We start from the raw sequence: 21,486 nt of genomic DNA, 5'->3' as shown, positions 1-21,486 counted from the left end.
ACAGACGTTTGTACACCCTGGAGGGCTCCATACGCTGGAAGACCTCAACCGTATGAAAGAAAAAGTAGCCGCTGGGGAGAGTCCCTGGATCGAGGGCTGGAATGCGCTGACTTTCGACTGGAAGTCGAGTGCTACTTATGGTATGACCAGTGGCGCCAGAGAAAATGCGAACTATAGGCAAAACATGAACAGGGACGCACAGGCGGCTTACTTGAACGCGCTCCGCTGGTACATCTCCGGGGACGTAGCCCATGCAGAAAAGGCTATAAGCATATACATGGCCTATGCCAATACCGTTAACCAAATACCCTCTGGAGGAACTACAGATATATTGGGACTTGGAGGTATAGGTTTTACAGCTATGGCCATGGGGGCTGAGATCATGAGGCTCTATGAGGGCTGGGCTCCAGAGGACTTTGAGAAGTTTAAGTTTATGATGAAGGAGTATTTCTATCCTGTAAGCCACGACTTCCTGACCTACCATAGAGGTACCTGCCCCACATATTATTGGGCAAATTGGGACTTGAACAATGTTTCTGCACTGATTGCTATCGGTATTCTGGTGGATGACCGGGATATTTTTAATGAGGGAATTGAGTATTTTAAAAATGGAGTTGGTAGTGGTAATATCCATAACGCCATCCCTTTTGTTCAGGGAGATTTTGGTCAATATCAGGAATCCGGAAGGGACCAGTCACATGCTTTGTTGGGTATCGGGTTGATGGCCAATTCTTGCCAAATGGCCTGGAACCAGGGAGTGGATCTGTATGGCTATGACGACAATAGGTTTCTGAAAGGGGCCGAATTCGCGGCCCGTACTGGAGCACTTTCGCTCGATGCACCATTTTTTGAAGAATTAAACACCTGTGCCAACCGCGGGCACCGCTGGGTAGCCAGCAATCAACTGGGAAGATATTTTGATCAACCTGTTTGGGAAATCGTTTATAATCATTATGTGGTAAAACAGGGACTGGAAGCACCCCATGTTGAAGCCATGGCACAGATTATGCGATTTGCTGGCAGTACCAATGATCAGTTGGGTCATGGTACGCTCACTTTTACGCTGGATGCAGCCGCTTCCTCACTGGCCTTTACAGCACCTCCAGGGCAGCTGCAAGGTCTTACTGTACTAGAGGGCATCGGCAGGGTTGAATTGATTTGGAATGCTATAGAGACCATGGACGCCGAAGGGTTTACTGTTAAACGTTCGACAAGTTCGGGTGGACCATATACGACCATAGCTTCCTGGACGGGCAATACAGCCCCAGGATTTACCGATTTTGGTGTCGAAAACGGCACGACGTACTATTATGTGGTTTCCGCCAGGAACGAAGTGGGTGATGGGCCTGAGTCGGTTGAGATCTCAGCCACGCCTAGGGAAGCGGTACAAGAGCTGCCAACGGGATGGACCAGAACAGACATAGGCATCCAGAGTGTTGAAGGTGAAGCTGTTTATGCCGAGGTTAATACCGGACATAGTTTTATTACCAAAGGAGCGGGTTGGATAGGAAAAGGAAATTTCGATTCTATGGGATTCACTTACGGAATCGCTTCAGGCGATGTAACGCTAACTGCAAGGGTGAAAGACTTTGGAGGCCTGCAAAAAACAGGGATCATGATCCGTGAATCGCTAGATCCCGATGCCAAGACGGTACTGATGAAAATTGGTGATGGCGGTTGGCGTATCGCTGGAATGGGATTACGTACCGAAACAGGGGCAAACATGTGGTTTGTAGATGGAAACCGTTACACCTGGCGCCCCAAAATCTGGTTCAGAATTTCCCGGGTTGGAAATACTTTTACCGTTTATGAGTCCAACAACAAGGATGTATGGTTTGAAGTAGGTAGCCATACAATCGAAATGGCAGAGAATGTGTACGTGGGGCTTTTCAACTGTTCGGGGAATGCCACTTCATTGAATGAAACGAGGTTTGATCACGTTACGGTCACAGGACTTGATAGCAGTGCACCTGAGGCGCCTGCCAACTTTACGGTATCATCTGGAAATACCCAGAACATGCTGGATTGGGATGAGGTAACTGGAGCTTCCAGCTATACCTTAAAGCGCTCTACAACCAGTGGCGGGCCTTATACAACTATAGCAGCCAATCTTAATAAAATGGAATATCAGGATACAGGGTTAGAAAATGGTACTACTTATTATTATGTGGTGTCTGCTGATAACCTTTCGGGAGAGAGTGTCAATTCTTTAGAGATAAGTGCTGCGCCAGAATTGGCTATTGCACTGGCACCCGAAGAAGTAACCGCTCAGTCGGTATCTGGGCAGCAGATTGATCTATCGTGGAATGCAAGCTTAAGTGCAACTAGCTATCATGTAAAACGTGCCACGGTGAGTGGTGGAGCTTATGCCATTATTGACAGTCCTGATACCACTTTATATAGTGACACAACCGTAACGCCAAATACAACCTATTACTATGTGATCACAGCGATAAATGCGCTTGGAGAATCGGAGAGCTCATTGGAAGTGAGGGCAACACCTGGGCAAGTAAGCTATTGGAAATTTGATGAAACAGAAGGACCAGATGCCGCTGATTCCTGGAGTGATAATATGGGAGCTTTGAGTTCAGGTACTATATTTTCTGAAGGTCTGATAGATAATGCAGTGCGTTTGAATGGAAGCGATGAGCATGTGACACTTCCTGAAGGGATAGTAAGTTCTTTGACGGACTTTAGCATCACCACCTGGGTAAAACTTGATAAAGTGGACAACTGGGCACGAGTTTTTGACTTTGGTTCAGGAAGAGACAATTTTATGTTTGTTACACCAAGAAATGGAGATTCTGGTACTTTGCGCTATAGTATAAATAAAGGAACAGGCCAAGAACAAATCAATACGGGATCTACTTTAACCTCCGGGAGATGGTATCATCTGGCTGTAACACAATCCGGCACTACGGCCATTCTTTATTTGGATGGCGTGGAAGTAGGTAGAAATGATAATATGACCCTTAATCCATCCAGTCTGGGCAATACTACCCAAAATTGGATTGGTAAATCACAATATCCTGATCCGTTGTTAGAAGGTCTAGTTGATGATTTTAGAATTTATAGCAGGACGCTAGAAGCTGCAGAGGTGGACTCGCTTTTCAATGAGGTGGATTTCCCTGCCGTAGCGCCTGTTTCCCTACTGGCCGCACCTGGCAATAACAAGATTACCCTGAAGTGGAACGATTCTCAGGGAGCTACCAGCTATACGGTTTATAGATCAGACATTTCCGGAGGGCCTTATGCACAAGTTGGCACATCTTTAGTCAATGAATATCTGGACACGGAAGTGCTTAATGATTCTACCTACTATTATGTAGTAACTGCTACCACACCTCTCGGAGAAAGCGCTTATAGCGAAGAGATAAATGGGATTCCTAACGGGGGTCGTGTTGTCTATTTGAAATTTAATGAAACAACAGGTATAAGTGCTGCGGACTCATGGGGTGATAATGTGGGAACTCTTAGTTCAGGAGCAGCATTTACAGAGGGCCTGATAGATAATGGCGTGAGTTTGAACGGAAGCGATGGGTATGTTACACTCTCTGAAGGGATAGTAAGTTCTTTGACGGACTTTAGCATCACCACCTGGGTAAAGCTTGATAAAGTGGACAACTGGGCACGTCTCTTTGACTTTGGTTCTGGAACAAGCAACTACATGTTTATCACACCAAAAAACGGATCCAACGGGAGATTGCGGTATGCTATTAAAAATGGAGGCGGAGAGCAGCAAATAAATACAAGTGCTACTTTAACCATAAGCAGATGGTATCACCTGGCCGTGACGCAATCCGGTACTACGGCCATTCTTTATTTGGATGGCGTAGAAGTAGGTCGAAATACCAGCATGACGCTCAGTCCATCCAGTTTGGGCCATACGCCCCAAAACTGGATAGGTAAGTCGCAGTGGCCAGATCCTTTGCTGGCTGGGCAGGTTGATGATTTCAGGATCTATAGCGAGGCACTGGGCGCTTCAGATATAGCAGAAATGGCTTTCGCATATTTGCCACCTGCAGCTCCGAATAACCTTTCCACCGTTGCAGGAAATAACCAGATGTCATTAAGTTGGGCCTCAGCACTGGGAGGAACCAGTTATAATATCAAAAGGGCTACTGATCTGGAAGGTCCGTTTGAGTTAATTGCTAGCGTAGTTGATACGAGCTACATAGATACAACAGCAGTGAACTGCGAAAAATACTTCTACACAGTATCGACCATTAATAACGTGGGCGAAAGCGAGGATTCATCGCCTTCAAGCCCTTGGTTGGGAACCAAACTGTCAGGTACATTAATAGGTACGGATGGTTCTGGGGGCAATAACCCCGCTACGACCAAGGAAGCAGCGGTAGATGGGGATATCAGGACGTATTTCGATGCAGCGACTAGTACCGCTTGGGTAGGGTACGATTTGGGTGACGATGGCAGGAGTGTAATCACGAAAGTGCGTTACGCGCCACGTCCCAGTCATTCACACCGTATGAACGGATCACAGATCCAGGGCGCCAATAGCCCCGATTTCAGTGATGCTGAAATATTGTTTTTTATTCCAAGGCCCGCTGAATGGGTGATGACGGAACAAACTATTTCCAATAGTAAAGGATATCGTTATGTTCGGTACTTTTCGCCAAACGGTTACGGGAGTATTGCCGAACTTGAGTTTTATGGGCTGCCAGCGCATTTACCGGAATTTAGTAGTGACAGTATTGTAGAAAGTACATACGGTTCGGAATTCCATTATTCGACCGTGGCTTCTAATTTACCGGAAGAGTTCGTGGCTACCGGATTGCCGGAAGGCTTAAGTATAGATACCTGCACCGGTGTTATTTCTGGTGTACCCCAAGCGGCAGGGACTTTTTCTGTGGATATAACCGCTACCAATTATTATGGTTCCAGTACTTATACTGTAGAGCTGATGATTAGGAAGGATCAAACTATTGATTTTGGTACTATACCTGTGAAACTTATTGGCGATGTCGATTTTGATGCCGGAGCTACAGCTTCTTCAGGATTAGCAGTTAGCTATACCAGTTCAAATGAAAATGTGGCTACAATAGTTAGTAATCAGATTCATATTGTAGGTGTTGGTACTTCTGAAATTACGGCTTCACAAACTGGTAATGATATGTACAATGCTGCCCCTTCAGTTACACAATCATTAACGGTGACTAAAGTATTTTACGTAGATGAAGATAATGACGGTTTTGGTTCAACTACAACCGCTTTATTTCCAGTGAACGAAGCTCCTGAAGGCTATGCGGACAACAATACCGATTGTAATGATAACGATGTGACTGTTCATGAACCAATTCTTTATTATGTAGATGCCGATAAGGATGGATTTGGATCAACAATTGAAGCGTATTTATGCTCATCGGTTGTGCTTGAAGGTTATGCTACCAATAATTTTGATTGTGATGACAGTAAAATTTTATATGTTGATAATGATGGTGACGGATTAGGTGCAGGTAATCCTGTAGCCTGTGGTGTAGATAACAATAATGATTGTGATGACACCAATCCGGTTCAATTAACCGCGACGATTCCTGATGTGTATGCGCTTAATGACGCTATTGACGAAAAAAATACCATCTATATAGGTTATGGACCATCATTTCTTAACATCACAGCTCCTCCTGCTGGAGGAACGGCTCCTTACACCTTTACATGGAATACAAACGAAACGACACAAACTATCTCAGTATCAGCTGCTGGAACCTACAGTGTGCAGATAACTGATGCAAAAGGTTGCCAAACAAGGGCTTCTATTGTGATCAAAATCATAGATGTACAGTGTGGCAATTCTGAAGATAAAGTTATGATTTGTCATAATGGACAAGAAATTTGTGTGAGTTCTAATTCGGTTCAATGGCATATGGATCATGGAGATCAACTGGGTACTTGTAGTACTGCAAATAAAATGGCAAGCAAAACCAGTAGTAGTAAAGTCGTGATTAGTGAAAATGAAAATACTACGGAAGATATAACTGTTTACCCTAATCCTGTTATTAGCCTTTTGAATATAAAAGTAAGTGAAGTCCATAGTGGAGCTACACTTATATTATATAATTCATTAGGGATTAAAGTGCAGTCCCAAGCTTTGAATAATAATTCAGAAGTGATACCTTTCGATAAATTGCCTTCAGGAATATATTTCTTGAATATTACCAATGGAAATAATATTACTGTGAAGAAAATTCTAAAGGAATAGATTACCAAAAATGATGGAAGGTAGGACAGTTTGTTCCTGCCTTCCTAATTACTCTCCTTTCAACCAAATTGAAAGGTCATGCCAAAGCTTGTTAGAGCTTGACGGGAACTCATAAGTGGCATTAAAAAACGATAAAATAATAAAGAAAGAGATGAAAAATAATTTATTCGACATTAGAGACAAAGTAGCTATTGTTACAGGAGGAGGGGGTGTTTTGGGAGGTAGTATTTCAAGACATTTAATAAAAGTAGGATGTAAGGTGGTCGTGCTGGACATAAGAGAAAAAAATGTTAAAACAAGAGTTGCAGAATTGAAAATATTGGGAGGTGAAGCTATAGGATATGTATCCAATGTATTGGATGTAGAGGAAATGAAAGTGACTAGAGAAAAAATCCTAAAAGCTTGGGGAAGAATAGATATTTTGATTAATGCCGCAGGAGGTAATTTGCCAGGAGCTACCCTTTCAGAAGAGCAGACTATATTTGATATGGAAATTGAAGACTTTCAGAAAGTAACCGATCTCAATTTACATGGTACCGTATAACCTTGTATTGTATTTGGAGAAGCCATGTCCAATATGGAATCTGGTAGTATTATTAATGTATCATCTATGGCTACTTTATCAGCTATAACAAGAGTGCCTGGGTATTCTGTTGCAAAAAGTGGGATAGATATTTTAACTAAATGGCTATCAACGGAATTGGGAACTAAATTTTGGAAAAAAGTGCGTGTAAACGCTATTGCTCCTGGGTTTTTTATAGGAGACCAAAACAGAAAAGTATTAATCAATGTAGACGGGGCTTATATGGAAAGAAGTAAAAAAGTTTTGGCTAGAACCTCATTGATTTGTATTGCAAATATCCCGAATCATCTTTGAAATTCCTGAGTCCCATTTTACCGAGAGGACAATACAGGCTTATCGTAACTGTAGTTGGCGAACATGGCAACTACAGTTACGATAAGATTGTAATCGAAAAATAGTGTTTATGAAAACTAAACGAACACCAATAAAAAAATTCAAAATGGTATCACAACTTTCAAGATGGATAATTCTGTCAACAACAATCCTTTTGGGGAGTTCCTGTAGCATATCAAATAACGACAGTATGTTTGTCATATCCTCACCTCAAAATACAGCCGAAATAGTTGTTCAGCCCAACGAAAAGGAATTCGTTCACACCGCTATTGATTTATTTACCAACGATGTGATGATGGTCTCAGACCGAAAACCCAAAATCAAATCAATGAGTGATTCGCCGTATCAAATTAAAGTAGGAACCTTAGGACTAAACCTGGATTTTGACAAGGAGTGCAGGGCAAATGGAATCGCCATCGATAGTCTGAAAGGAAAATGGGAATCATTTATAGTGAAAGCCATGCAGGACAAAGGTAAGAAGATCCTGTATGTTGTAGGCAGTCAACCCCGGGGAACAGCGTATGGGTTGATGGAACTTAGCCAACGGATTGGAGTGTCGCCCTGGGTTTGGTGGGATGATGTTCATCCCAAAAAGCAAGAAACCGTTACTTTGCCAGGGGATTTATCTCTGCAGGATGGGCCCAAAGTTCAGTTCCGGGGCATTTTTATTAACGATGAAGATTGGGGACTCCAGCCCTGGGCAGCGAAAAACTATGAGACGGAGACTGGTGACATTGGGCCAAAAACCTACGCTAAAGTATTTGAGCTGCTTTTGCGGTTAAAGGGCAACGCCATTTGGCCAGCCATGCACGATTGTACACGTGCTTTTTTCACTTATCCTGACAACATTAAAATGGCTGATCGCTATGGTATTTTCGTGGGCTCTTCCCATTGCGAACCGATGCTGCGCAGCAACGTGGATGAATGGCATCGTTGGGAGCCTTCTTCAGGGGAACGGGGAGATTGGAATTTTGATAAAAACCCTAGGCAAATTGAAGAATACTGGCGTCAACGCGTGGACTCCACAGTAAATCATGATGGGATTTACACTATTGGCATGCGCGGCATCCACGATGGCGGTATGCCTGGTGGAAAAACACTCGACGATAAAGTGCGAATTCTGGGTCATGTGTTTGAGGCACAAAGAAAAATTTTAGAAGAAGAAACGGGAAAAGATGTTAGCCGAATTCCACAGATTTTCTGCCCGTACAAAGAAGTATTGAAGGTTTATCAAAAAGGGGCAAAAGTACCGGACTATGCGGCCATTATGTGGGCAGACGACAACAACGGGTACATTCGGCAGTTGTCAGACACAGCTGAACGCCAACGTTCTGGTGGTGCAGGCGTTTATTATCATATTTCGTATTGGGGACGACCACATGACTATCTTTGGATAGAGTCAACCCCTGTTTCCCTGATTTGGGAAGAAATGCACAAAGCGTACGAAACCAATGCCAAACGCATTTGGATCGTTAATGTGGGCGATATCAAGGCCAATGAAATCGGGATGGATTTTTTCCTGAATATGGCCTGGAATCCTGATCAGTATTCGCCGGACAACCTGCAATCCTGGTACGATCATTTTGCAGAAAAGCAGTTTGGGGCGGAATATGCAGCCGAAATTGGCGATATCCTACAAAAGTATTTTCAGCTCGGATTTTCGAGGAAGCCTGAGCACATGGGGTGGAGCACGGTTTATCCGACCACAGAGATACAAGATCCAGCGCTTTCATTGTATAACCATGGCGATGAGGTACAACAACGCATTGATGCTTACGACAAGCTGGAAAAGCAGGTTGACAGTCTTTATTTGAAATTACCCAATCGTTTAAAAGACGCTTTTTTTGAATTGGTAGGTTACAAGGTGATTGGCGCTTCCAATATGAACAAAAAGATGTTGTATGCCTACAAAAGCCGTGTGTACGCCAAGCAAGGAAGAGTGATTGCCAACCAATATACGGAGCAGGCTAAACAGGCTTTTGAGCAGATTAAGTCTAAAACTGAAAAATACAACCGGGAGATAGCTGGTGGTCGATGGAACAATATCATTTCTTACCATCCGCGAGACTTAAAGGTGTTTGATATGCCAGAAACAGGACATGTTGATCCCCAGCAAAAAGTTGCAGGTGGGGTTGTGCCAGAAGGAGATTCAGAACCAATTAATCTGACTATAACAACAGCAACGCTGCCTGTCTTCAATAAATACACTGATTGCAGTTATTTTGTAGATGTCTTCAATGCAGGGAGTGAACCTTTGAACTGGAAGGCTGAAACAGATCAGTCGTGGATAAAACTTTCTGAAAAGTCAGGCCAAACAGCAACTCAAAAACGAATTTGGGTCTCGGTCGATTGGAATCAAATTTCAACCAATGATACCGTTCAGGCAACGGTGAATGTTGAACTGAATTGTCAAAGTTATCCAATTCAAATCAAAGCAATCAAACCCGATTGGATTCTTACTGGTAAAAATGTCTTTGTGGAAGATAATGGTGTGGTATCAATCGAAGCTGAACATTTTTCGGAAGCCAGACAACAAGCTAATACCAGTTGGAAATTGATTCAAGGACTTGGACGCACAGGTGATGCCATGGGAACTTTCCCAGTGACTGCTCCGCCATTCAATCCTGACGATTTAAGCAAAGCGCCATCATTGAGCTATGATTTTTATTCGACAAAAAGCGGCAATGCCACCGTTTACTTTTATTGTTTGCCCAGCCAACCCATCAATGCCAATTATCAACTTCGCTTTGCAGTAAGCATTGATGGCGGAAAGCCATTGATTGTTAACGCTATGCTAAAGAAAGCGATGGACGAGAACAATCTGGAATGGCAAACCAACGTCCTTCGTGCAGCAGCGATTCCCGAATGCCAGATGACGGTTCTGGCGAAAGGAAAACATACGCTAAAAATTATGATGATAGACCCAGGTGTGGTGATCGATAAATTTGAAGTTGATTTTGGAAAAAGACCGGATTCATACTTTGGTGTTTCCGAAAAAAAGAAGACTACTATGCGCTTAAAAAAATGATTGATTTGCGCTGCAGTCTGCTACCTTATATTTATTCTAACTCTTAGGAGGTAACCCATAACAACTTCAGCATGATACATGCTCTGGTGGTGGATTTTTTCAATGACAAAAAGGCATTGGATATTGATAATCAATACATGTTTGGTAAGAACATTTTGGTTTGCCCGGTAACGGACCCAATGTACGTTGGGTATAGAAAAGTAGAAGAAAAGTGTCATTCAGAATTTAGTTCGGAATCCCATAAGTTGAATGTACATAAAGAACCCGAAACAAGTTGAGGTTGATAAAAATAGCACTTTTAAGCGTGTTGGTTAAGATAATAGTTTCGGCCTATACTTATCCAAAAAACCGTAATTTCTGTGCTAGTTGTGGTTAAATGGACTGTTTTTTATACAAAATGGATCATAATTTATAAGTTTCTTAATGGTTATTAGCTAAAATTGTAAAAGCTATTTGGGTAATATTAAATCCAAATTCATTAAACTAAACCGTATAAGATATTTTGATAAAGCGAATAATATATTTCATAGTCATTTTAGCTTTCTCCTTTGGAGTCAAAGCACAGATTGTACAAAGTAGCTTGAAAGAAATTGAGTCTCCCAATGGACAACTTAAATTTCAATTTTATCAAAAAGAAGTTGAGGGTGCGGTAACCCAAATGTATTATCAAGTAAGTTTCAACTATCAGCCTGTTGTTTTGGAGTCGGAATTAGGAGTTCTTATTGAAAATAATTTATTTGAATCTGCTTTGGGAATAGAAAACGATTCAAGTAAAAAATGGTGTGAGAATTTGGAATTGAAGTCTGTAGACAGGGACACAGTAAATAAAACATGGCAACCTGTTTATGGAGAAAGAAACTTGATAAAAGACAACTATAATGAATTAGTTCTTCATTTTAGTAAGTTTGATGAGTCCGCTGAATTAGTAGAGGGGCATTTTGAAACCGGTTACGATAAACGCCGAAGCTATAAGATGGATGTAATTGTACGAGCTTATGATGAAGGCATTGCGTTTCGCTATCATTTTCCTGAAACATCTAATGGATTGTTTCTTCATATTGTAGGAGAACAGACCAGTTATACCTTGCCAGAAGAAACCATGGCGTATTATGAGCGTTGGGCCCAGGGAACCTACAGTTATCTGCCATTAAAAGATTGGCCAGATGAATGTGAGCGCCCTTTAACGTTAGATTTAAAAAATGGACTTCATATTGCATTGTTAGAAGCTGAAATGATAGACTATAGCCGTGGTAAATTTAAACTTAGTTCAGAAAAACAGAATACAATCAACTTGTCTATATATGACAAAGTTGATGTTATAAGACGTTATTCAACTCCTTGGCGCGTTATTATGGTTGCTGAAACACCGGGAGAATTATTAGAAAATAATGATATTGTTTTAAACCTAAACAAACCAAATCAACTAGAAAATACTTCTTGGATTAAGCCGGGAAAAGTCATTCGTTCTGGTTTAACTACTAAGGAAGCTAAGGCCTGTGTCGATTTTGCTGCCCAACGTAATTTACAATATGTCCATTTAGATGCGGGTTGGTATGGATCTGAATTAAAAGTGAGTTCAGATGCCACTACAGTATCTCCGCAACGCGATTTAGATATGCAAGAATTGGTCAATTATGCAGCAAATAAAGATATTGGCGTTTTTCTATATATCAATCAACGAGCACTTACCTATAGGTTAGATGCCGTTTTTACCCAATATAGAAAATGGGGAATAAAAGGTATTAAGTTTGGGTTTGTGCAAATAGGATCAAACCGTTGGACAACCTGGTTGCATAATGCTATAAAAAAAGCGGCAGAATATCAATTAATGGTTGATGTTCATGATGAATATCGCCCTACAGGATTCAGCCGTACCTATCCCAACTTAATGACACAAGAAGGGATTCGTGGTAACGAAGAAATGCCAGATGCTACACACAACACTATTTTACCTTTTACGCGTTATTTGGCTGGTGCAGGAGATTACACCATTTGTTATTACAACAACCGTATTAAGACCACCCATGCGCACCAATTAGCACTTTCGGTAGTGTATTATAGTCCCATTCAGTTTTTGTATTGGTATGATAAACCTAGCGCATATACAGGTGAACCAGAAATCGCCTTTTTCGACGCTGTTCCAACAGTTTGGGATGATACAAAAATTTTAAATGGTGAAATTGGTAAATACATTACTATAGCTAGAAGGTCTGGAGACGATTGGTTTATTGGAGCGATCACAAACAATGATGCAAGAGAGATAAATATAAAACTGAATTTTTTAGATGCAAAAGCAACGTATGAAGCTATTATTTATAGTGATGATGACAGTGTTAATACACCAACAAAAGTTGGCATTAAAAAAATCAAAGTAAAAAAAGGAGAAGAATTAAAGATTAGATTAATAGCTTCGGGTGGATCGGCAATCCATCTTAGTAAAATTAAGTAGTATTTTTTTGAGTTAGTTAATTTAAAGCGGTTGCCAAATTAATTTGGCAACCTTTATTTTAAAAAAAACATTAATTTAAAGTAAATGAAGAACTTCTTTATTGCCATTATTATATTATTTTCAATTAAAGGGTTAAAAACTAATGCCCAAAATTTTCCTGTTCCTCAATCCATAGGAACGGTTCATCCTAGAATTTTAGCACATTCAGAAAGTAAAGAAGAGTTAGAAAGTCTTATTAAAAAAGAGGCATGGGCAAAAGTTGTGATAGAAAAGACAAAAGTCAGATTGAAACCCATACTGGAAAATTGCAAAGAAAATCAAGATTGGTTACGTTCGCGTTTACAGATGTATTGGAACACTAAATCCACACAAGTATATATTAATGGTGGTACTTATGATCATGCCGATGGAGAAGCACCAGAACCTACGGTTAAGTTTATAGGTGGACGTGGAACACCAACAGATTATAAAAGACCAAAATTAGAGGATGTTAAACCATATATGGATGATCCACGAGGGCTGTATTTACAAAATAAATCTACTGATGTATGGGAATGGGCATCCATACCTGCAACAAGTGGAATTACAGCTTCCATTAATCGTGAGATTTTGAGTATGGCAAGAGATGCCGCATTTTTATATTGGTATGAAGGAGATGTAAAGTATGCAAATTTAGCTTATGGCGTTTTAAACACATACCTTGAAGGGATATATTATTTAAATGAACCAATAGATTTAAGTCATGGTCACCATCAAACATTAGTTGGTTACACTCAATTTGAAGTCATTCAAGAGCATGTGTTGAATGAAGTTACCCAATGTTATGATTTTCTGCATACCTATATAGAAAACAACCACCAGGATAGTTTAGAATTATACGATGCAACACTGCAAAAATGGGCAGATTTAATTATTAAAAACGGGGTGAGTTTTAATAATTGGAATTTATTGCAGGCAGCCCACATATCTAACATTGCATTGGTTTTGGAAAATAATGATTATTATGAAAATGGTAAAGGAGGGCCATATTATTTAGATCAAATAATGAACCAGACATCCATACGCCAATGGTCTATGAAAAAACTAATGGATTATGGCTATGATTATGAAACAGGTATTTGGAATGAAAGCCCCGGTTATTCTATGAATGTATTGAATGACTTTATCCATTTTGCTGAGTTTTACGATCGTAATTTTGATATAGACTTAATTAAAGAAATACCAGTACTAAGGCAAGCAGTTATATCTACTCCAGAATATTTATATCCAAACAAGTATCAAGTTTCCTTTGGAGATGGACATTACGGTCACCTGCGGTCAGAACCTATAAAATATTTAATAGAGAATGCTCAAAAGTATAACAAACCCCAAGATGAGGTTTACTTTACTAAAATGCTTAAAACCATTTATGATAAAGAATTGTTTAATGGTAGGTTTGAAGGTAGAACGATTTCTGATTTATTTTCGCATGAAGCTTTGAATGTTAAAAATGACATTACAGCAGGTAAATTATCAGATTTCACATCGCCTTTGTTTTATGCGCCTAAAACAAGTTGGTTGGTACAAAGACAGGGAGACGATGAAAATGACGCATTAATGATTAGTCAAATAGGTTCTTTTGGAAACCACATGCATTCTAATGGCATTGCTATGGAATTATACGGAAAAGGATTACCATTAGCCCCAGAGATGGGTAATGGTTCCGGTTATTTCTCGATAGACTATGCAGAATATTACACGCAGTTTCCTGCCCACAATACGGTTATTGTAAACGGAAAATCCAAATATCCCGAAATGAAGAGCAACCACGCTTTTCAGGTTTTAGGAATGTATCCAAAAAGTCAACGTAAAAAAGGAAATATAAAAGGGTTTACGTTTTCAGATGTGGAATTTCTAGAACCGGAAACCCAAAGTCAGCAACGTAGGGTTATGGGGATTGTTAAAAATGATACAGGAGGCTATTATGTAGATATTTTTCGCTCCAAACAGAATATTGGCAATGATGTAAAGCACGAATATTTTTATCATAATTTAGGTCAGAAACTTAAATTAACAACCCCAAGCGACGATGAATTAAAACTTCAGCCTACCAGTAAATTAGCTTTTGGAGATGGCGATTTAGTGGCGTATGATTATATGTGGGATAAAAAATCCATTAAAACTAATGAAGACTTTAAAGGACAATTTTCTTTAAAAATGGAAGATCGAACCGTAAATATGAATCTGTGGTTCAAAGGAGAAGAAAACCGCGAAGTATTCTCTGTAATGTCACCAAAATCAACCGCATTTCGTCATGGGCCACTTCCAGAAGTATTAAGTAATAGCCCAATTCCTACTTTGGTGGTCAAGCAAAATGGTGAGGCGTGGTCATATCCTTTTGTGGCAATTTACGAACCTAGCGTATATGGAAATACGGGGATTAATTCAGTTGATTACTTTGGAACTGGAGAAAACGTTGGGATTTATATTGTAGAAAAATCAGGAAAAGAAACCTTTATTTTTTCCAGTACAAGCAACAACAATGAATTAGCTAAAAATGAACTGTTGGTAAAAGGAACTTACGGAGTGATTAGCAAACAAAACGATTATTTTACCTTGTTTTTAGGAAAGGGAAAATCAATTTCTAATGCGAACTATATACTTGAAGTGATAGGTGAACCAGCTTCAGCATCCTTAAAAAAGGAAAAGAATCAATGGTTTATTTCTACCGAAGCTCCTACAGATTTAATAATAAAGGCTGAAAATAAAATCAAAAAACCAGTGATAACTGATGTTGCTGGAAAAGAATATATAGGGAAGTATGACAGAAAAACTAAAACAATCATATTCCACCTTCCTGAACTTGCTTTTCAAACCATTAAAATGGAGCTAAACTAATGGAGTTTCTTGACAAAATAAAAAGTATTTATTGGTTGTGCATCATATTTTTTGCTAATAGCAAGCATCATAACAATACAAAAAACAATGAGCAAATATTCAATAAGAATTGTTATGATTTTGGTATTATAAATAAAAATAATTATTAGACTACTAAAAAATTTATATAAAGAAAAAAAACATTTAACAAAAATCACTTTTAAAATAATAATAGATAAAAAAAGAATTATGAATAAATATAAGGCGTTGTTTTTCTTTGTAGTATTGAGTCTTTCTATAGGTGTAAAGGCACAGGAAACAGGAAATGAATGGAAAGATGAAAAGATTTTTAGAGTTAATAAAGAGCATGCGCATGCATGGTTCATTCCTTATCAAGATATAGAAACAGCCAAGAAAGCAGATCCATCCAAATCTGATTATTATCAATCATTAAATGGAACCTGGAAATTTAAATGGGTAGAAAACCCTGAATCTGTGGTAAAAGGTTTTGAGGGTACAGAATTTAATGATAAAAAATGGGACCATATCCCTGTACCATCCAATTGGCAAATGCATGGATACGATTATCCTATTTATACCAATGTTCAATATCCATTTAAAAATTGGGGAATAAAAGAAAACAAAGGAATAGTTCCTGAGAATTACAATCCTACAGGGCTTTACAGACGAACTTTTGAAGTTTCATCACAATGGGAAGATAAACAGGTTTTTGTTCATTTTGGAGCTGTAAAATCTGCGTTTTACCTGTACGTAAACGGTCAGTATGTGGGATATAGTCAAGATAGTAAAACACCAGCAGAATTTAACATCACGCCTTATCTTCAAAAAGGAAAAAACCTAATGGCTTTGAAAGTGATTCGTTGGAGTGACGGTTCGTATCTTGAAGATCAGGATTTCTGGAGACTTTCAGGAATAGAAAGAGATGTTTATTTAGTGGCAACACCCCTAAATAGAATCGTTGATTTTACTGTGAAATCATCTTTAGACACCAATTATAAAAATGGTGCATTTGGGTTAACTGTTGATCTGACAGGAAAAAGAGAGCATGCCAACTTATCCGTTACAACAAGAATAGTAGGTGCAGATAAGATAATTTATGAAGAGAATAAGACTGTAAGCACTGATAGAGTAGTGTTTAATTCCTTAATAGAAAATGTGAAAAAGTGGTCTGCAGAGTTTCCTAATTTGTACCAATTGGAAATAGAACTGAAGTCAGGTAATAACGTGTTGCAGGCCATTCAGCAAGAGATTGGTTTTAGAACCGTAGAGATCAAGGATGGTTTGTTACAAGTAAATGGAGTGCCTGTTACGTTAAGAGGCGTAAATTTACACGAGCACCATGAAACAAAAGGCCATGTCATTGACCATGCAACAAGAATGAAGGATCTGGAGCTCATGAAGCAAAATAATATTAATGCTATTAGAGCGTGCCATTACCCGCAAGATCCGGAGTTTTATCAGTTGTGCAATACCTTTGGTTTTTATGTTGTAAATGAAACAAATATCGAATCTCATGGAATTGGTTACGATTTAGACAAAACACTAGGTAATAAGCCTAACTGGATGGCTGCTCATTTAGACCGAACTCAAAACATGGTTGAAAGAGATAAAAACCAACCTTCTGTAATTATTTGGTCATTGGGGAACGAAGCAGGGAATGGAGCTAATTTTTATGCAACCTATAATTGGATTAAAGAAAATGATTCGAGTAGACCTGTACAGTACGAAAGAGCAGGTGAAGAGTTTAATACCGATATTGTGGCCTATATGTACATTACTATGGGAGGTATGGAGCAATATGCAAGAACAAAATCAGACAGACCCTTAATTCCTTGCGAATATGCACATGCTATGGGCAATAGTCTAGGAAATTTTCAGGATTACTGGGATTTAATATATAAATATAAACAATTGCAAGGTGGTTTTGTTTGGGACTGGGTAGATCAGGGCTTAAAAACAAAAGACGACAATGGTCATGAATTTTGGGCCTATGGTGGTGATTTTGGTCCTGAAGATGTACCGAGTGATAACAATTTTTGTATGAATGGACTCGTGAATGCCGATCGTACACCACATCCTGATTTGTTTGAATTGAAAAAAGTGTATCAACCTGTATATTTTCGAGAGGTAGATTTAAACAACGGTCAAATACAGTTATTGAATCATTATTCATTTGATGATTTGAGCAATTTAAAACTGGAGTGGGTCATCGAAGCAAATGGAGTTATTTATAAGAAAGGAACGGTTGACGATATAAAAGTAAATCCCTTAAACACTAAGGTTATAAAATTAGATATACCTACGATTGTTCCAGAAGTAAACGTAGCGTATTTTTTGAACGTGTATTTAAAATCGAAAAAGGAAACTGACTTAGTACCATCGGGGTCTGTAGTGGCTTACGAACAATTTAAAATGCCAATATCACTCACCCAACCAAGAATAAACATGGCGAAAGGAAAACTGGAATTGGCAGATGCTAAAGACAAATTGAAAGTCAAAGCAGCGAATTTTGAGGTCAGTTTTAACAAGCAAACAGGATGGATTACCTCGATTCATCAACAAGGAAAGGAAGTATTGGAAATGCCTTTACAACCAAACTTTTGGAGAGCACCGATAGATAACGATTTTGGAAATGGTATGCAAAACCGATGTAAAGTTTGGAAAGACATTGTAAAAAGTTTCGAAGTCGTCAATTTTGAAGTTAGTCAAGTCATTCCAGGATTGGTTGAAGTTGATGTGGAATTTGAGATGAAGGATTTAAAAGGTAGAAAAGCAGCACTTGAATACCAAATTTATGGCGATGGAAATATTGAGGTAAAAAGCCAATTTGATTTCAATGATAAAGATTTACCTGAAATACCTAAAATAGGTTTTAGGACACGTTTGCATAAAGATTACGAAAATTTAGAATACTTTGGTCGAGGTCCCCATGAAAATTATATAGATCGCAATACGGGATCTTTAATCGGCCTGTATTCAGGAATCGCTGAAGACCAGTATTTTTCCTATGCACGTCCACAGGAGAATGGGAATAAAACAGATATTAGATGGGTGAAATTGAGTAATTTAAAAGGACAGGCCATAACGATTTCATCCCCAGAACCTTTCGAAACAAGCGCCATGCCCTATACCCAAGAAAGTTTTGATGATGGCTATCAAAAAGACCAAAGACACCCCACTGATATAGAAAAACAGCCTTTTATAGAATGGCAAATAAACAAAATCCAAATGGGTGTTGGTGGTGATACCAGTTGGGGAGCAAAACCACATCCAGAATATTTGATTCAACCTGCGATTTACAATTTTAATTTTAACATATATATTAATTAAAGATGTTGATATATAAAAAAATAAAAATCAATATTAATAGTACCTTTAAAGAACCTCAATAAAAAAAATAATTAATGAAAACAAGACTAATCAAAATTGAAAAAACACTATTTTTTTGTGCCATATTGTTTTTAACAACAGTATTAAGTTGCAAAAATAAAGTTGATAGCACCAAAAAAGTTAAATTAACAGATGCTAAAATAAACAATCCACTAATTAAAGGGACTTTTGCCGATCCCTCCATTGTTAAACACGAGGGTAAGTATTATATATATGCGACTATAGATCCTTGGGGAGGTGATGAATTGGCTGTTTTTGAATCTTCAGATTACATTAATTGGGAGCAAAAACACATTAATTGGCCTACTAAAGAAGCCTGTACAAGTCCAACATCAAAAGACAACATGGTTTGGGCACCATGTGTTATTAAGGGTAAAGATGGAAAATTTTATATGTATGTTTCTGTAGGCAGCGAAGTTTGGGCAGGTGTTAGTGAAAAACCATTAGGGCCTTGGAAAAATGCAAAGGAAGACAATACACCTTTTATTAAAGGTGATATGTTTCCAGAATACCACATGATAGATGCGGAAGCGTTTATAGATGACGATGGTAAAGCATATTTGTATTGGGGATCTGGTCTAAACTGGGTTAACGGGCATTGCTTTGTAGTTGAATTAAATGAAGATATGGTTTCTTATGATGCATCCAAAATTAAGGATGTTACACCGCCTAATTTCTTTGAAGCGCCATTTATGTTAAAAAAGAACAACAAGTATTATTTAATGTATTCAGAAGGAAAGTGTACCAATAGTACCTATAAAGTCAGGTATTCGGTAGGAGATACGCCCTATGGTCCTTGGAAAGAAGGAAAAAACAGTCCGATACTATCAACAAGTAAAGACTCTACGACCTTAGGCCCAGGGCACCACACCGTTTTTAAAGAAAACAATCAAGACTATATTTTATACCATAGAATTAAAGATAATAAAGATGCCATTTTACGTGAATTGGCTATTGACAGTTTAAATTTTGATTCGGATGAGGCTATACTAAAAGTAAAACCACAGGGTGGTGTAAGTGATTTTTTGAATAACTGATGTTATGGCAAAAAAAAAGAAGATGATTATACGGGGAGTTCCATATAACAAATAAAAAACTATATATATTTATATATGGAACTCCCCACATACGAATAGTATACGCACGAGGAAGATTGTTAAGGTGTCCCATCTTACAATAAAAAAACAATAAATAAGAACAGATGAAACTAAGAATAGCATTGATAATGCTTTTATTAACAGTAAGTAAAGCAATATCCCAAGAGTTAATTACCTACGAAATCCCAAGACAATATAAGTACGCCATACATAATGACGATTTTACGGTATTGGTAAGAGTTCCTGGAGGTGAGTGGAAGGATTTATATGAATATCGGGTAGAGGTAGATATGGACACAAAATCTAAAGCATCTATGGTGTATTTTGATTTTGAAGGCAAAGTAGAGATTATGGTCAAAAAGAATAATGGTAGTCTTGATCAAGTAAAAATTAGACCATTGGCCAAAAATATTGTTCCCGATGTGAAAGAAAACACCATGTTATTTTCTTTGGATAAGCCCATGAAGCTTTCATTGGAAGTAAACGGTGATAGGTTACACAATCTACACATTTTTGCAAATGCTATTGACAGAAATAAACCCGATTCAAATGACCCTAATCTTATTTATTTTGGGCCAGGGGCACACCAACCAGGAGATCTGCCAGGAGATGTTTTTAATATACCTTCTGGGAAAACGGTATATGTTGACGGCGGTGCTATTGTTAAAGCAAAATTTTTGGTAGATAAAGCCCATGATGTTAAAATTTTAGGAAGAGGTATTGTGCTTCAGCCAGAGCGTGGTGTGGAAATTCGCCATTCAAAAAATGTAACCGTAGAAGGGTTAATTTTTATCAACCCTAAACACTATACTATATATGGAGGTGAATCAACCGACTTGACCATTAAGAATATTAAATCCTTTAGTAGTGAAGGTTGGAGCGACGGAATAGATTTAATGTCCTGTTCCAATGTGGAAATTGATGATGTTTTTATGCGAAATTCAGACGATTGTATTGCTATTTATGGACACCGATGGGATTTTTATGGAGACGCCCGTAACTACGACATTAAAAACTCGATTCTTTGGGCAGATATAGCACATCCTACAAACATTGGTATACATGGTGATGCTGAGCATGGTGGGAATATTATTGAGAACATTAAATTTTCAAATATAGATATTTTGGAACATGATGAAGATGACGTAGTTGCCGAAGGCTGTATGGCTATATGTGTAAGCGATAATAATACGGCAAGAAATATTAGTTATACAGACATTAGGATAGAAAGCATTCAAGAAGGGCGTATTTTTAATTTTGAGGTCTGCTTCAGTGAAAAATACAGTGCTGCTTCAGGACGAAAAATAGAGAACATCACTATAAAGAACATTACATACAATGGCCCTTATGTAAATCCGTCCATTATAAGAGGCTACAATTCAGAACGTAACGTGGAAGGTATTACTATTGAAAATTTAAGGATTAATGGAAAATTGGTTACAAATCCTAAAGAAGGGAATATCCACATTGGAGATTTTGCAACCAAAGTGATATTTAAAAAATAAAGCAAAG

Annotated in this window: 8 protein-coding genes and 1 pseudogene; all 9 read left to right on the top strand. The window is 38.6% G+C overall.

All coding sequences use genetic code 11. From position 1 onward, the window contains the following. Window positions 1-52 precede the first annotated feature (52 nt). The 9 genes and pseudogenes from AC5SR4_RS16800 to AC5SR4_RS16760 all read left to right on the top strand — a co-directional run bounded on the left by AC5SR4_RS16800 (window position 53) and on the right by AC5SR4_RS16760 (window position 21,479). Window positions 53-6,217, top strand: a complete 6,165-nt coding sequence (locus AC5SR4_RS16800; RefSeq protein WP_495357430.1) for a LamG-like jellyroll fold domain-containing protein — start codon at window positions 53-55, stop codon at window positions 6,215-6,217. A 151-nt stretch (window positions 6,218-6,368) separates the two neighbouring features. Continuing rightward, window positions 6,369-7,094, top strand: a pseudogene (locus AC5SR4_RS16795) (SDR family NAD(P)-dependent oxidoreductase). A gap of 109 nt (window positions 7,095-7,203) precedes the next feature. Further along, complete coding sequence (locus AC5SR4_RS16790; protein WP_495357429.1) at window positions 7,204-10,161, top strand: glycosyl hydrolase 115 family protein; 2,958 nt, start codon at window positions 7,204-7,206, stop codon at window positions 10,159-10,161. Window positions 10,162-10,232: 71 nt separating this feature from the next. Further along, entirely contained in the window at window positions 10,233-10,439 is a 207-nt protein-coding gene (locus AC5SR4_RS16785; RefSeq protein ID WP_495357428.1) for a hypothetical protein, read from the top strand. 302 nt (window positions 10,440-10,741) lie between these two features. Beyond that, on the top strand, window positions 10,742-12,610 hold the full coding sequence (locus AC5SR4_RS16780; protein WP_495357427.1) for a glycoside hydrolase family 97 protein: 1,869 nt from the start codon (window positions 10,742-10,744) through the stop codon (window positions 12,608-12,610). Window positions 12,611-12,694: 84 nt separating this feature from the next. Then, window positions 12,695-15,487: an endo-acting ulvan lysase-like protein gene (locus AC5SR4_RS16775; protein ID WP_495357426.1), complete on the top strand. Its 2,793-nt coding sequence runs from the start codon at window positions 12,695-12,697 to the stop codon at window positions 15,485-15,487. Window positions 15,488-15,715: 228 nt separating this feature from the next. After that, window positions 15,716-18,817 (top strand): beta-galactosidase, LacZ type, encoded by a 3,102-nt coding sequence (gene lacZ / locus AC5SR4_RS16770; protein WP_495357425.1) that lies wholly within the window; start codon window positions 15,716-15,718, stop codon window positions 18,815-18,817. A 74-nt stretch (window positions 18,818-18,891) separates the two neighbouring features. Then, window positions 18,892-19,914 (top strand): family 43 glycosylhydrolase, encoded by a 1,023-nt coding sequence (locus AC5SR4_RS16765; RefSeq protein WP_495357424.1) that lies wholly within the window; start codon window positions 18,892-18,894, stop codon window positions 19,912-19,914. Window positions 19,915-20,078: 164 nt separating this feature from the next. Continuing rightward, the gene (locus AC5SR4_RS16760; RefSeq protein ID WP_495357423.1) at window positions 20,079-21,479 is read left to right on the top strand and encodes a glycosyl hydrolase family 28 protein; all 1,401 of its coding nucleotides are present in this window, start codon (window positions 20,079-20,081) and stop codon (window positions 21,477-21,479) included. Window positions 21,480-21,486: the final 7 nt, after the last annotated feature.

The organism is Aestuariibaculum scopimerae, from assembly GCF_059428085.1.
The sequence above is the reverse complement of the archived record's forward strand: the minus strand, read 5'-3'. Positions and strand labels throughout refer to the sequence as shown.

Bases quoted from the DNA above. Each gene is read 5' to 3' on its own strand.
- AC5SR4_RS16800 (WP_495357430.1), top strand. From the start codon at position 53: ATGAAAGAAAAAGTAGCCGCTGGGGAGAGTCCCTGGATCGAGGGCTGG.
- AC5SR4_RS16790 (WP_495357429.1), top strand. From the start codon at position 7,204: ATGAAAACTAAACGAACACCAATAAAAAAATTCAAAATGGTATCACAA.
- AC5SR4_RS16785 (WP_495357428.1), top strand. From the start codon at position 10,233: ATGATACATGCTCTGGTGGTGGATTTTTTCAATGACAAAAAGGCATTG.
- AC5SR4_RS16775 (WP_495357426.1), top strand. From the start codon at position 12,695: ATGAAGAACTTCTTTATTGCCATTATTATATTATTTTCAATTAAAGGG.
- lacZ (WP_495357425.1), top strand. From the start codon at position 15,716: ATGAATAAATATAAGGCGTTGTTTTTCTTTGTAGTATTGAGTCTTTCT.
- AC5SR4_RS16765 (WP_495357424.1), top strand. From the start codon at position 18,892: ATGAAAACAAGACTAATCAAAATTGAAAAAACACTATTTTTTTGTGCC.
- AC5SR4_RS16760 (WP_495357423.1), top strand. From the start codon at position 20,079: ATGAAACTAAGAATAGCATTGATAATGCTTTTATTAACAGTAAGTAAA.